The organism is Terriglobia bacterium, assembly GCA_020073085.1.
GTDB lineage: Bacteria > Acidobacteriota > Terriglobia > JAIQFV01 > JAIQFV01 > JAIQFV01.
The window spans coordinates 214,338-229,251 of the sequence record JAIQFV010000001.1; the positions used below are offsets into that span (position 1 = coordinate 214,338).

The window sequence follows — 14,914 nt, forward strand, 5'->3', positions numbered from 1 at the left end:
GCCGTCTGACCCGCCTCGCGCCTGAAATATTGATGTGGCTCCTCTCCCTGCTATCGGTCCTGGCGCTGGGACTTCTCCTCTCGAGTCCGACGCCATCCTATGCCAGCAAAAAAGCGGGATCCGAAAGGATTCATCTGGTCGACATCAACCATGCCAGCGTGGAAGAACTGGCGACGCTGCCCGGAATTGGAAAAGTCACCGCTCGAAGAATTGTTGAATTTCGCGAAAAGAACGGTCCCTTCCGGCGCCTTGAAGATTTGCTCATCATCCGAGGCATCAGCGAAAAACGTCTCCAGCAGATTCTGCCCCGAATGTCGCTGGGGCCTGATCCAGGAAAACCACAGAAGACCAAGTGAATTGAAGGACCTGAAGGAGGGGGTGTTCCCGCCTGAGGATTTCTTGGACGGCTCCCGTGGATTGCGGCTTGGAGGAGCACGCCCGATGATGCGGGGCAACATCGTGACAACAATCGAACGGGCCCGATCCTGAATTCGACCGGCTCTCTTCTTTAATATCCCTCCGTCGTGTTGGTTACCTTCCCTCGAAACAGCCGGTAAAGATAGACGAAGTATCCGGTCGTTAGAACCATTCCAATGACCCACCATACGAGGCCCACGCTGAGACCGTAGTGGCCGGAGGCCGTGTTGTGAACCGTCAGATTAAATCGAGGGTCTGTACTGGCCGGCAATACATTGGGGTACATTCCGAAGGCAGCGCCTCCAAGCATCCCGGCCAGGTACGCACTGGATGACACAAAAGCAGCTTTGTCATTCCCAAGAGAACGAAAATAGAACATTCCGACCAGCCCCGCGAACACCAGGACGGGAATGAGCCAGCCAAACCAGTGCGCCCGGTAATTGTCGTAGAGTTCCGGACGAATGTTCAGAGTCACGGGCAGCGACGCTACGGTCAGGAAAGCCACTCCCCACCAGGCGCGTGCAGCGGCCTGCCGGGCGCGCAAGTTTATTTCTCCCACGGTTTTGGCGGCCACATAGAGCGCCCCATGCGAGGCGAGCGCCAGGAAAGCAAACACCCCGATCAAAACCGTGTACCAGTCGAGCACGCCGGCATTGGGCCCCACCAGGAAGTTGGTCCAGAGAGGTTCAAAAAAATATCCGTCCGCCTGCAGGGGAACTCCTCGAAAAACGTTGCCCAGCGCCGCGCCGAAGAAGATGGCCAGCAAGGCACTGGACAACGAAAAGATGCCGTCGAAGAAGCTATGCCACACCGTGCCCTCGAGGTGGGCCCGGAATTCAATCCCGAGGCCGCGCAACATCAACAGCCACAGGACCATCATCAACGGAAGATAGAACCCGCTGAAGCTGGACGCATACAGCATAGGAAAGGCAAAATAAAGAGTTCCTCCGGCTGCCAGCAACCAGACTTCATTCCCGTCCCAAACCGGGCCAATCGACTTGATGACCGTTTGGCGCTCGCCATCGGTGCGCGCGACCCAAAGGTGGATGATCCCTGCCCCCAGGTCGAAGCCATCCAACACCACATACATGACCAGCATGATTGCAACCAATATGAACCACAAAGTTTCCATGAAAGGCCTCTCGTGTCTCTTTGGAACAACCACGTTTGCAACTGGAGCGGTCGGCCACCGGCGGCCAGCGATCCGTCACCTGTGAAATACCGCCGGGGGACATAAACACTCCAGCCGCGAGACAATTTCTCACCGGACCTGGATATCCGGCCCATGCTCCAATTCGCGACGGACCAGAAACAAGAAAAGAATTCCCATGACCAGGTACATTCCCATGAATCCGAGCAAAGTAAATAATCCATTCCCCGCGGAAATTCCCGGTGACGCCCCGTGCTCAGTGCGGAGCAGTCCAAATACCAGCCAGGGTTGCCGACCTACCTCCGCCGTAATCCAACCCGCAGTGTTCGCGATGTAAGGAAAAGGAAAGCTCAATAACAAAACCCAGAGCATCCATTTGGATTGGAACAACTTCCCTCTCCACAGGAGGAATACGGCCACTAGCAAGGCAGCAATAAAGAGAGTCCCCAGTCCGACCATGATGTGATAGCTGTAGTACAGGAGCGGGAGATTATCGGGCCACTGGTCGCGGGGGAAAGCATCCAGACCTTTGACCTCCGCCTCCCATCGGCGGTAGGTCAGAAAACTGAGCATTTTCGGAATCACGATCGGGTTGTCCATCTTCTGCAACACCGTGTCAGGCTGACCGATGACGACCAGTGGGGCTGCAGTATCAGTCTTAAAGAGTGCCTCCATGGCGGCCAGGGTGACAGGCTGGTGATGTGCCACCAGCCGGCCCTGCTGATCCCCCAACGGAAACAACTGAAGGAAGCTGAAGACAAATCCCGTCACGACACCCAACCGGATGAAGATCTTGGCCTGTTCGGAATGTTTCCGATCCAACAGATAAAAGGCGCCCACCGCAGACATTACAAAAGCGGCGGTGACGACAGCGCCGCTCATGTTGTGGGCATATTGCCACCATGCCCAGGGATTCAGAATTAGACCCCAAAAACTGCTCAGCATCAGGGAGCCATCCGCCGCCTGGGTGTAAGCGACCGGATGCTGCATCCAGGCATCAGTGGCCACAATGAAAAAGCCCGAGATCCAGGAGCCCAGGAATACCAGAAATGCCATCCACCAGTGCCCCCACCGGCCGAGCCGTTTTTCGCCATAGAGAAACAACCCCAGAAAAGAGGACTCGAGGAAAAAGGCAAACACGCCCTCCATAGCCAGCGTTTGACCGATCACGCCCCCGGCAAACCGCGAAAACTTCGCCCAGCTGGTGCCAAACTGAAATTCCATGGGGATCCCTGTCACCACGCCCAGGGCGAAATTGATGGCAAAGATCCGGGCCCAAAAACGGGCCGCCACGTTGTAACGGTCATCTTTTTTCCAGAGGGCCAGGCTTTTGAGAATGACGATTAACAACCCTAACCCCATGGTCAGTTGGGGGAAGAGGTAATGAAATGTGACGGTGAACGCAAAGTGCAGGCGATGGACTAAGAGTGCACTCTCCATGATATGTGGGGCCTCCTGAAACCCGCGATGCCGAAGGAGTCGGGTGCCGAGTAGAAGGGTCAACCGGAATGGGGATCACCGGCCGAAAGAGAGGCACAAATTCTGATGGTGAACACAAAGCCTGAATGAATTAGACATTCCGACTACCCTGAACGCCGAGGCGTCATTCTGACGTTTGGCAGGTTGGGACGAGGTGATCCGGCGAGCTCGCCCATTAAATGCTCCCCAAGGTGTATAACCATCTCAACATTTTGCTCGTGACCCTTCCATACCTTCTTCTGGATCCAACCCAATCACGCAGGAGTCTACCCCATCAATTCTTCACGTTCAACCTCCTTTGCGAATCCATGGAGTCGATCCGCAATCCGACGGTCATCACCAAAGGTGGTGGGCTGAGATCGGGTTCGTAGGTTCATTACGGGAGACCGCCAAAAAATAATCCGGCTGGAGAAATCCACAGAATATTCCTGAAGAATTGAATATGCACCATGTCACCGCGTGTTGACGATTACAAGTGAACTACCCTGCTTGAAGTTGAAAATCTAACGTACACGGCAGTTAAGATATTGATATTGCATGTGATATTTTCGTTATAGTATAGAAGTATTGGTGGCCTGTAAAAACCCGGGGGACGGGTAGCGGTCCTCAGAAAGGTTTTACTTGACCACTTCGGCTCTCAGCGGGCAGCAGGTGAAGTTTCGATTGCTGTGGATCGGAATCTTCATCATCATGGTGCTACTCGCCAGTGTGACATATCCACCCAACACCCTACCGTTGCGATCCATCAACCGTGTCCTGTTGATGGCAGCGCTCTGGCATCTCCTCGTGTTTTTCACTCCTCTCAGTCAACTCCTTCGAGGCGGGTTCGACGTGGCGGCGATCTTGGTGGATGTTGTTTTCATCAGCTGGGTCGTTCGGATTACGGGCGGATTTCAAAGTGAGTTCGGGCTCCTGTACTTCGTCGAGTTGATTCTCGCAGCCGTGTTCTCCGAACGGCTCCAACTCCTGCTGGGATTCATTTTTATTGAGCTGGGTGTGTGCTCTCCCCTTCTCTCCTTTCAGGGGCAGGGTCCTTCGGCCTCTGGCTCGGGCTCTGTTCTCATTCGATTAGGCTTCTGGAAAGCCGAAGACCTTTCCGGCCTGGGGGTGCGCACGGCAGCCCTCGTGGCGGTTTATCTCATCGGGTTTGTAGGAAAAACCATGAAGGAACGGGGATTCGCCCAGGGATCCCGCCTGGTCATTGCCCCGCCCGGAAAAGGTTCTTCTCCTTCCCCGATGACTGTTCCCATGGTAGAATCCCCGCGCAAGAACTCGAAGGGAGTGTCTGCCGTTGGGGAGCACCTTTCGATCATCTCGCACGAACTTCGGTCGCCGCTGACCATCTTGCGCGCGTACACCGACCTGCTCAAGGACCCGCACCGAGGAACCAGCACTGAAGACATCGTTTCGAAAATCGATGAAGAAGTGACCGAACTGTCCGAAATGATTTCGAACCTGGATGCGATTGTTGACGAGAGAACCGCTCCTGAGACGGAAGCCCTCAAGACCGTTGATCTCGTGACCTTGCTCAAGTCCCAGGTGGACCGGCACAAATCCCTGAGCGCCTTACACAACTTCCTCTTCCAGTCCCGGCGGGCCGAGGTCGAGGTATACGGAGACCGGAACAAACTGGCCCGCGCCTTCAGCAACCTGATCAGTAATTCCGTCAAATATTCACCAGAAGGGGGCTATATTGAAGTGGGGATTGACATCCAGGAACGACGCCATCTGGATTTCTTCGCCACCCCGCCTCGCTCCACCAACCCTTCCCAGCTTTTCGCCGTGGTGAGAGTGATCGACACTGGAATCGGAATGTCGCTGAAGTCGATATCCTCCGCATTCGAGAAGTTCACGCGGGCCGAGAGTGAGCGGACCCGAGGGATCGCCGGCACCGGGTTGGGTCTTTATTTGAGCCGCAAGATCATCGAGCAACACCAGGGGGCTATCCATCTGGAAAGCGTCGAAGGTCGCGGAACCACGGTGACAGTGGCCCTTCCGCTCTCCATCTGAGGAGAATGACTTGGACAACAAGAAAATCATTGTCGTGGACGACGAGGCGGGGGTTCGAGAGGCCGTGGCCACCGTGCTGTCGGAAGAGGGCTACGCCGTTCTCGAGGCCGGAGATGGTACGAGCGGTGTGTCGCTGGCATTGCGGGAGCGTCCGGCGCTTGTCATACTGGACGTTCTCATGGAACCCATGAGCGGTTGGGAAGTCTGTCGCATTCTCCGCCAGATCAAGGAGCTTGCGGACACGCCGGTTTTGATGTTGACGGGGAAGCAGGACGTGAAAGACAAGATTACCGCCATGCAGGTGGGTGCCAACGACTTTCTGCCCAAGCCGTTCCGAAACGAGGAGTTGAAGCGGCGCGTGGAACGGCTGGCCTGTGGGGCGATTTTAACTTACTAGGCGGAGGGGTGGATTTGAAGAAAGACGACGCCGGCCGGTTGAACCGTCAGGGTTGGAGCGAAGCCCATGTACCCAGTCCTTCAGACCTCGCCCTGAATACCTTGACGGTCCTGGAGTGCGGCACTTGTGATCTGCGGCAGACGACTCTCGATTCCGTGACGGGGTTTCCCACCATACCAACCCTGAAGGTGGATGTTGACCTGTTGTTTGATACTCATCCCCGGGTGGGAGTGATTTACCTGCAATTAGGCAAGTTCAGCGGGCTTGAGAGCGCCTATGGCTGGGAGTTGTTCGGGGAGATCCTGCACATCGCGGCCGCCTCGATCAAGACCTGGAGCGTGTCGGGCGAGTGGAAAGATCGCATCCTTTCCATCCACTTCAACAACGTGGATGGATTTTATCTCGTAGTAACGATGAACGGTCTCAAGTCAGAGACACCCCATCTCCTGCTGGAACTGCTGGCACACCAACTCCGTGACCTCGTGTACAACGCCTTATGCGCCGAATTCGGCCGCAACGTCATCGACCTCCTGGGAGTTTTTCAATACTCCATGAAATTGGAGCATGACCCGCGGGTGCGCGTGAGCCGGCAATTGCACCGGGCCTTCAAGGACACATCACGACTGGTGAACCGCTCGGAGCGCAAGGAACAAGACGCCCTGGAACAGGAAGTACGGAATATCATCACACAACGGATCATTCACACGGTGTTCCAGCCCATCGTCCATCTGGCGAGCCAGCAGCGCGTGGGCTACGAAGCGCTCACGCGAGGCCCGGAAGGCAGTCTCCTGGAAAACCCCGAACCGCTCTTCGCCGCCGCGCGCGACAACTCGTTACTGATGGAGTTGGAATCGATCTGCCAGGCCTCGGCGTTTGATTCCATCCTCGCCTTCAAACCGCAGGGCCGTATTTTTGTCAATACCTCCTCCAACTTCATCACGCATCCCCTCTTCCACAAGCGGCTCAAGGAGACTGTCCTCAAGAAGCTCGTCCCCTCGCTGGTCTTTGAGATCACCGAAAAGGAAGCCATCGAGAACTACCAGGATTTCAGGAATGCGATCGACCCCGTCCGCAAAGCAGGCGTCCGGCTGGCCGTCGACGATGCGGGGTCCGGCTATGCCGACCTCGAATCCATCGCCGAGGTCCGGCCCGAATACATCAAGATTGCCAATTCCATTACCCGCAATGTTTCCCACGACCTCATCAAACAGGAGATCGTCTCCAGTTTCCTCGGGCTCGCCCTCAAACTCCGCTCCACCGTCATCGCCGAAGGCATCGAAACCCGGGAAGACTTTCATGTCCTGAAACGCCTCGGGGTAGAGTATGGACAGGGCTACTTCCTCGGACGCCCGGCCCAACTCGTGAAAGCCAGCTGAGAAAGCTCACCAAGGGTGCCCTCCTCCCGTCCTTTCGGGCCGATGAGGTGTGCAATCGTGAAGCGTGGAGACCGGTGTAATCGGTTTCGATTCCCTCCTGTTCGAACCGGTCATGGCCGCGCGCCTTTTACCAACATGGGATGGCGCGAGCCGTCTCCCTCCTGTTTTTCAAGAAATGGATTCCTGGTGGGGGAATGAATGCTTAAACGCGGTCTCTGATGCGTGGCCATGGGGCCAGGGCGAAGAGGCCAGCGCCCACGGGGCAGGCAACCGAGCCTGAGCCCGCACGAGGTCCCATTATCAAAACTCCACCGCCCTTGCGGACTGACACGACCTGCCGGGCGACGGGCCGAGGGTTCCTAATGGGCCCTCATCGACACTCTGACCTGGAGCTTTTTTTGGCGGTAAAAACGGTTGAAAACATTGGCTGCGGTTTTGATAAGGATCTTGGTCGAAAATCCCATGTTCTTGCGGCGAACGCTGTCGGCCGCCATTCCATATCCCGCATAGGCCCCGCGAAATGCCAGGCAGGCGAACAAGTAGGCCATCTTCCCGCCCCATGACCACCTCCGGGCTCTCCCGCGCCGGGTCCGCTTAAGGCTCTCCCGGATGGAATAGAAGCTGTCCCAGCACTTCTTGTTCTCGGCGTGCAATTCACTCATGGTGATGTTCTGGTGTTTGACAATGTCGACCGGCCTGAGCGGCTTTAGCCAGTACCGGTCCTGAAGAATTTGAGTGGTATGTTTCGCAACGAAATCCGGTTTCCCCCGGTACTTCTTGTCGTTCATCATCTCATAAAAATCTTTGGTCCCGGGATAGGGATTAAACACCGTAAACTGCGCAAACAGCGTACCTGACTCGGTGGCAAACTTCCGCATCGTCCGGATGGTCTGGACGGTATCGGATTCAAGCCCGCTAATGATCGAGCTCAACACGTAGATCCCGCAATCCTGGATCCGCTGAATGGCCTCCACCATTTCTTGTCCGATGGGATTCCACAGCTTCCCGACACTCTTGAGGCCTTCTTCGGAGAATGATTCGACTCCGATCAGCGCCGTCCGGATTCGCATCTTGTGGTACAGGGCCTGTAGGTACTCTTCATCCGAGGTCGCCTCGGCGGTCATTTGGGCGAAGGCGAACATGTCGCGGGGGACGTTCCGATCGTACTCGTCAAAAAACTTCAACCGGTCCTCGCGGATTTGCTCGAGCTCCTTCCGTTTGTTTTCTCCCGGTTCACGGGCGATCCGGCCCAGGGTCGACGGATTGAAATTATCGTCCGCGAAAACGATGTATCGAAATCCCAGGTCATACAGCTCATTGACTTCCTCGATAACTTTGTCACTCAAGCGCTGGCGCGGCTGGCGTCCTTCGGTCACCCAAACGGAACAAAAACTGCAATTCTCAGGACACCCCGCCACCGTCTGCACCGTGGGAAAAATGTACTTGGCGGGGTCGAGAAGATCCCATTTCGCTTTCAGCATCGCGTCGCCGGCCACCCGGCCCCCATCGTACTTTCGCCGCAAATTATTCTCGACCGCATCTTTGACGACCTGACCCCATACGACTTCTCCGCTGCCCGTGACAACTGCGTCGGCCCCCATTTCAAGCGGTTCCTCCGGGAAGATCGTGGCGTGTATGCCCCCCATGATCACCTTGGCGCCCCTCGACTTTGCCTCTCTCATGACCCGATACCCCGGGATACAGTTGCCCGTCGTGATGCCGATGCCGACGATATCTCCCGGGCGAACATGTGCCGGATCAAATTGCTCAATGGACTCATCGACGAGTATGGGTTCACCGACAAGCTCCCCAGGCGTCGCTTGCGCGATGACATAAAGCCATCTTGGAGTAATGATGCTGTAGCCCACAGTAGACATCGAAGGATTCACCAGGATCACTCTCGCCATGTTTCGCTCCTTACTTAGTGTGCCCATTTTGGGGATCCACTCCGTTCAGTGAGGTCGAGGATCCTGAGATCGGCCAGCCTACACCTCGGCCCCTCAAACGGTGCTTGATGGCTACCCTCGTGAATGATCAGGCTCTCACTTTGAGTTCTATGTTCAAGGCCTCACGCTCGGGGAAGTAGAGATATGGCCCTCCGATTCCGTCCGCTAGGTCATCACGGCAGAACGTAGAGGATGCGCTTCCTCAAGCCTTAACTTAAAGGCCCAGCCTTGGAACGACTGGGCCGGCCTATTTACTGTTCACTAGCGTCGCAGCTTAACGAAGGCCCGTGCCAACGCAAGTGGGTGCGTACGAGTGACAAAGAGGCAGGTCGGATCCAATAGGGAGCAGAAGGTGAGTGAGCGGGTGAAGATGTACGAGCAGGCAAAAAAGTCGGCGGTCCGAGGACCAAATCCAGACCTCGCCGCCGAACAGCCCCGGCATCATTCCAACAACGGTTGCGCCACTTCCGAAACAGGGGGGCCAAAAAACAAAGAGCTGCCGCCACAAGATTCGCCGCGCCTCCGGCGTTGCGCGCAACATCGCGCATCTCCTCCCGGAAAACATCCCCTCGGTCGACAGTTTCGACCCGGGGCACCGGAAGGTACCATGCTTGCCACAAGTGGACAAGAAACCTGAAGCCCTGTCGCTTCATCGAAGGCAGTGTAGCATTCCGAATTGTTTGAAAGCAAGACCATCCCAACATGTGTTCAATTTTGACCACTCGGGATCCTTCGTCCGCAGTTCAAGATTAGTGAGGAGAGGAGATCCCGTGGCACTTCCCACCGGGGAATCCGGCCTTCCCCTCAGGATTACCCTGGATTGTCCCCGATGAATCACACCCGGATCCGGAAACTTGTCCCTTGGGAGAACATGATCGGGGGTGCGAACTCGACGCCGCGAGTACACAGAACCGCCGACCCGCTGAGGGGAATTCGAGCCATTTTTCTTATTTGGGGAACAGCCTGGAATATACCCTCTGACTCGCGCTCTTGCCCAGGTAAAGAAGTGGGCCGAGGGCAATAAGGACAGCGCCGAGACTCAATGTGTTGATTGGCCCGAGTTTTTCTCCATAGTTGCGGATCACCGTCGCCCCAATCAGCAACAGCGGAAATACCCCAACGGTGATGACACCAAAGAGCCGGCCGGGAACCCGGTACGGCCGATCGAGCCCCGGTTCTCTAATGCGAAGAAATACCAGCGCGGCGAATTCAAGCAGGATGCTCATTCCGGTCAGGAGCACATCCAACATCACCACCCTCTCAAACCCGAGACCCAGGCAGAGTCCCCATACACACGCGCAGGCGATAATCGCCACCGTCGGCACCCCGGTCTTCGGACTGCAATAGGCAAAAACCTTGGGCAGGAACCCATCCTCCGCCATCACGGCCGGCAACCGAGAAAGGGACATGACAAGGGCATTGAATGAACCTACCGCGGCGACTGCCCCGGCCACCATGAGGGCTGCGGCCAATCCGTCTCCCCCGAGTGTCCGGGCGATATCGACCCATCCCCCCGTGCTCCACGCCTCGAGAGGAATTCCAGTCCTAGCCAAGGCCGCAACGGGGATGACATAGGTCAGCGTGACGAGGATGCACGAACCCAGCATGGCCAACGGATACGTTCGTCGGGGCCGATCGACTTCCTCGGCGATGGTCGAGGCATTGTCCCACCCCATATAGTTCCACATCGAAATGAGAATCCCGCCCAGAATGTCGAGATGGTTCATTGAAACGGGGGCGGTTTGGATCCCCTCATGATGATGCAACCCATACCCTACCACCAGCAGGAACGGACTGAGGATCGCCACGGTCACCCCGATAGATCCTCGGCCGACCGCGACCGCCCCCTGCAGATTCCAGAGGACACAACCCACGATCATCGCAACACCGATCAACAGAGGGATGTGGCCTCGATCGAGGACAGGCCAAAATCTCACCACGTACCAGGCAAACAGAGTGGGATAGATGGCCATGTCAAAAACGCTGCCCACAAAACTCAGCCAGGCCTCTTGAAATCCCCAGAAGGGGCCCATGGCCCGGGAAACCCAAACATAGAAGCCCCCCTCCTTGGGCAAAGCGCTCGCCAGTTCACTCACCATCATTGCCGTGGGGACACCCCAGAGCAGGGGGGTGAGCAGGAGAGTTACAATCGCCCCGAAATATCCGGCCTTTTGGACCAGGTCCTCCAGCCCAAACGGCCCGCCACAAACCATGCAATAAGTTGCAGCGATCAGCGCGAGGAGAGAGAGCTTCCTGGGTTTGTTCATGATCCGGGAGTGGGTCATCGAAGTCGTGCCCTTTCGATGACTATTGACTGGTCTCGCAACACATCGTCCTGAATTGACTCTCCGGGATGAATCCATGGACTGCCGGGGCGCGCCTGTGGAGGGGGATGTCAACATGCGGTCGGCCCGCCCCCTCCCCCGCGTCAAAACCCTGCCAAACAGGCACATGAAATGGGATGGATCAAGCCTCCCACCGGGAAACCACCAAATTCCGGATGCGAAAGTTAGCACCAGTCCAACAGGGTGTAAAGAGAAGAGAGGGCGAGGAGGCGGACATTCTTCCATTGACGAGGGGAATGAGGCCCACAACAAGAAAAGGCCGAACGATCAATCGGGCAATAGGTGATTCTTCAGCATTCACAGACGCGCCTTGAGCGCTTACGAGCGACCTCCATCCGTTCAGTCACCAATCCTTTTCGCAAGATCCCTGGTAACCGATTATTGGCCTCCTTCGTCTCGTTAAGTGTGCGGAGGCTTGCAGATTGTCGCCCCTCATTTCTGGAGGCAAGGGAAACCCCCATCCGAAACGAAACAAGAGGTTAGGCCGATTCAAACTCTTTCCACTTCAGAAATTGAATGAATACATCCTTAAGCCAGTTCGTGTAGTGTCGAGTTGGCTGGCCGGCTCTACAAAACCGCGCCAGGACACCACTTTTGGATGAATGCCTTTCCGTCACACTATAGAGTTCACAAGGCGTGTGAAAAAAAGAGCTAATGGGGACGGAGTTTTCAGACGATAAGATCGCTTCACCTGGTGGCGGTGCCCCTTGGGAGCCGCGGACCGGCGAAACTCACCTTCAGACTTCAACGCGGGAAGACGCTTTGGTCAAGAAAAGGACCTTCTGAATTGCTAGACAAAGAACCCACTCCGATCGGTCGGAGTTCCCCTCCCCTTCAAGATTCACTTGTACCTATTTATTTCAAGGAGACTTTTAATGCGACTTTTCAGATACATCACTCTGCTTATTTTGTTTGCCGGCCTTTCGATGGGCCAGACCCCACCTTCTGAAGAGGGTGGCTCACAGCGGGAAAGGCCCGGGATGCCCGGAATGTCTCAGACCCCTCCGGAGCCCAAGCCCTATGAAAAAGTGATCACCAAGGAGGCCAAGTCGAAACAGGGAATCTTCACTGTCCATCAGGTGAAGGAAAAGTGGTATTACGAGATTCCGAAGACCGAACTGGACAAAGAGTTTCTGTGGGTCAGCCAGATCGCCCGAACCACGCTCGGGGCGGGTTATGGCGGTCAAGCGCTGGGAAGCCGGGTCGTGCGGTGGGAGCGAATTAACAATCGAGTGCTCCTTCGCGACATTAAGTACGATATTGTGGCCGATCCGAAGGAACCGGTCGCCCTGGCCGTGAAGGCGGCGAACAACGACACGATCCTGATGTCCTTCAACATTGAGGCTTGGGGAAAGGACGAGGCCCCCGTCATTGACGTCACGCGTCTGTTCACGACCGACTTGAATGAAATCAGCGCCCACTCTTTTTTGCGCGCCTCCTCGTTTGACAGCGCCCGATCGTTCATCGATCGCATTGCAACCTTCCCGACCAACATTGAAGTGGAGACCACCCATACCTATACATCGCCACCCCCATCGGCTGGCGGCTCCCCGTCGCCGACTCCGCAAAGTCCTTTTGCCGCAAGCATGCGGGGGGGCAGCGCCACCGTGGTCCTTCATTACAGCATGGTTAAGTTGCCTGAAAAGCCGATGATGCCGCGCGTGTTCGATGAGCGCGTCGGGTATTTCACCGTCCGGCAGATCGATTATGGACGGGACGAGCACCGGGCTCCCAAACGTACCTACATCACCCGCTATCGACTCGAGAAGAAGGACCCCACGGCTGCCCTTTCGGAACCGGTGAAGCCGATTGTGTATTACATCGATCCCGCCACGCCGAAGAAATGGGTGCCCTATATCAAGCGTGGAGTGGAAGCCTGGCAAGTGGCCTTTGAAGAGGCCGGATTCAAGAACGCCATTCTCGCGAAGGACGCCCCGGCGCCGGAACAAGATCCCGACTGGAGTCCTGATGACGCGCGCTACTCGGTGATTCGCTGGTTGCCTTCAACGGTTGAAAATGCCATGGGGCCCCACGTCAGCGACCCGCGCACCGGCGAGATTCTTGAAGCTGACATCTCCATGTACCACAACATCATGAACCTGCAGCGCTCCTGGTACTTTCTGCAGGTAGGCCCGCTGGATCCCCGCGCTCAGAAGCTCCCCCTGCCGGATGACCTCATGGGAAGGTTGATCGAATACGTCGTGGCTCATGAAGTCGGCCACACCCTCGGCTTCCAGCACAATATGAAGGCCAGTTCGATGTACCCGCAGGAAAAATTGCGGGACCGCGAGTGGGTTAAGAAGATGGGACACACCCCCTCCATCATGGATTATGCCCGGTTTAACTACGTGGCACAGCCCGAGGACAACATCGACGTCGACGATCTTGTCCCCGGCATTGGCCCCTATGACAAGTGGGCGACCATGTGGGGATACAAACCGATCCCCGGAGCAAAAACACCCGATGAAGAGAAGGCCACACTCGATGAATGGTCCCGACAGCAGGACAAGACACCCTGGCTCCGTTTCTCAACGCCCGGGTCCCAGGGAGCAGATTTCGGAGAACTCACCGAGGCCGTCGGCGACGCCAACGCCATCAAGTCCACTGCGCTCGGCTTGAAGAACCTGGAACGCGTGTCAAATATGCTGCTGACAGCCACCACCACAGAGAAAGGTGAACCTTACGACGACCTTGAGGAGCTGTACGGCCGGATGCTAGGTCAGTGGACCCTGGAGATGAACCACGTCGCCGCCATTGTCGGTGGATTTAACACTCAAGAGAAATACATCGGGCAGGATGGGGTCATCTTCCAGCCCTTGCCGCGCGATCATCAAGCGGCAGCAGTGAAGTTTCTCAATGACAATGCCTTCATGACTCCCTCCTTTTTCATCAAGCAGGATATCCTCCGCCGAATTGAGCCCGTCGGAGTCATCGACCGCGTGCGCAATGCACAACGCAGCATACTCAACAGCTTGATGAATCCTGCGCGGTTGGCCCGATTGGTCGAACAAGAAGCGGTGGATGGGAAGGGTTCGTATGCCCCGACCGAATTCCTCGCCGATGTGCGCAAGGGCGTGTGGAAGGAACTGGACGGGACGGGACCGGTCAAGATCGACGCCTTCCGTCGTAATTTGCAGCGCTCCTTTGTCGAATTGATGGACGAGCGCCTGAACCGTCCCGCTCCCACTCTCCCTTCAGGTCCCGGATTCACGGCACCTCCCACGACGGGAGATGTGCGTCCCTTCTTCCGGGGTGAGTTGAAGGCGGTCAGCGCGGCCGTTACTGCGGCCCTGCCACGCACCTCGGACCGTGAAACGCGGCTCCACCTGGAGGACATCAAGGACCAGATCGCCAAGGTGCTGGATCCCAAGATTGACCCTCCCTCGACTGCCACGCCGACCGGCCCGTCGCGGCGCGGCAATGATCTCCTGGAGGATTGGCAAGACCCGAACACCTGCTGGCCCGATTATCAGGTCAAGAGGTAGGGGCTCTTCGGGGGCCCTCCGATCTCTCGGGGCCCCCGATTGGAATTCCGGAAACAGTTTCTATTCATCTGATTTCCTGCTGGAACTTGGTCTGGTTAGGTCCTGCGGTACGAAGATGGCTCATTCCGGTGGATCGGAGTGAGCTTTTTTTCTCACCTGAAATTCGGAGGCTGCTTAAAGACCAGATGAGTCCAGTCAATCAAACCGTTTTTCAACCCAGACAACGAGGGCGTATCCCTGTCACTGGACACCTAGGTCTTTTCGCGGCTGTGTGATCGACGTCACAGAGACGACCCCTGACATGTGCAG

Annotated in this window: 9 protein-coding genes; 5 read left to right on the top strand and 4 right to left on the bottom strand. The window is 56.5% G+C overall.

The window, feature by feature from the left end; all coding sequences use genetic code 11:
• Positions 1-32: 32 nt before the first annotated feature.
• Positions 33-356, top strand: a complete 324-nt coding sequence (locus tag LAO21_00880; protein MBZ5551242.1) for a helix-hairpin-helix domain-containing protein — start codon at positions 33-35, stop codon at positions 354-356.
• Positions 357-508: 152 nt separating this feature from the next.
• Here LAO21_00880 and cydB read toward each other — a convergent pair whose 3' ends face one another.
• Together cydB and LAO21_00890 are read right to left on the bottom strand one after the other, a co-directional pair.
• Complete coding sequence (gene cydB / locus LAO21_00885) at positions 509-1,549, bottom strand: cytochrome d ubiquinol oxidase subunit II (protein ID MBZ5551243.1); 1,041 nt, start codon at positions 1,547-1,549, stop codon at positions 509-511.
• 129 nt (positions 1,550-1,678) lie between these two features.
• Entirely contained in the window at positions 1,679-3,007 is a 1,329-nt protein-coding gene (locus LAO21_00890; GenBank protein ID MBZ5551244.1) for a cytochrome ubiquinol oxidase subunit I, read from the bottom strand.
• A gap of 660 nt (positions 3,008-3,667) precedes the next feature.
• Between LAO21_00890 and LAO21_00895 the strand changes: the two genes are divergently transcribed.
• From LAO21_00895 to LAO21_00905, 3 genes are read left to right on the top strand one after another with little or no spacing between them, the layout of a single operon-like run.
• On the top strand, positions 3,668-5,056 hold the full coding sequence (locus LAO21_00895; GenBank protein ID MBZ5551245.1) for a HAMP domain-containing histidine kinase: 1,389 nt from the start codon (positions 3,668-3,670) through the stop codon (positions 5,054-5,056).
• 10 nt (positions 5,057-5,066) lie between these two features.
• Entirely contained in the window at positions 5,067-5,453 is a 387-nt protein-coding gene (locus LAO21_00900; protein MBZ5551246.1) for a response regulator, read from the top strand.
• A gap of 14 nt (positions 5,454-5,467) precedes the next feature.
• Positions 5,468-6,829, top strand: coding sequence for an EAL domain-containing protein (locus tag LAO21_00905; GenBank protein MBZ5551247.1), 1,362 nt, complete (start codon positions 5,468-5,470; stop codon positions 6,827-6,829).
• A 359-nt stretch (positions 6,830-7,188) separates the two neighbouring features.
• On the opposite strand, the gene LAO21_00910 is transcribed toward LAO21_00905, so the two are convergent.
• Together LAO21_00910 and LAO21_00915 are read right to left on the bottom strand one after the other, a co-directional pair.
• A complete protein-coding gene (locus LAO21_00910; GenBank protein MBZ5551248.1) occupies positions 7,189-8,736 on the bottom strand; it encodes a B12-binding domain-containing radical SAM protein in 1,548 nt (515 codons plus the stop codon).
• A gap of 986 nt (positions 8,737-9,722) precedes the next feature.
• The gene (locus LAO21_00915) at positions 9,723-11,042 is read right to left on the bottom strand and encodes an APC family permease (GenBank protein MBZ5551249.1); all 1,320 of its coding nucleotides are present in this window, start codon (positions 11,040-11,042) and stop codon (positions 9,723-9,725) included.
• Between the two features lie 953 nt (positions 11,043-11,995).
• Between LAO21_00915 and LAO21_00920 the strand changes: the two genes are divergently transcribed.
• Entirely contained in the window at positions 11,996-14,605 is a 2,610-nt protein-coding gene (locus tag LAO21_00920) for a zinc-dependent metalloprotease (protein ID MBZ5551250.1), read from the top strand.
• Positions 14,606-14,914 lie beyond the last annotated feature (309 nt).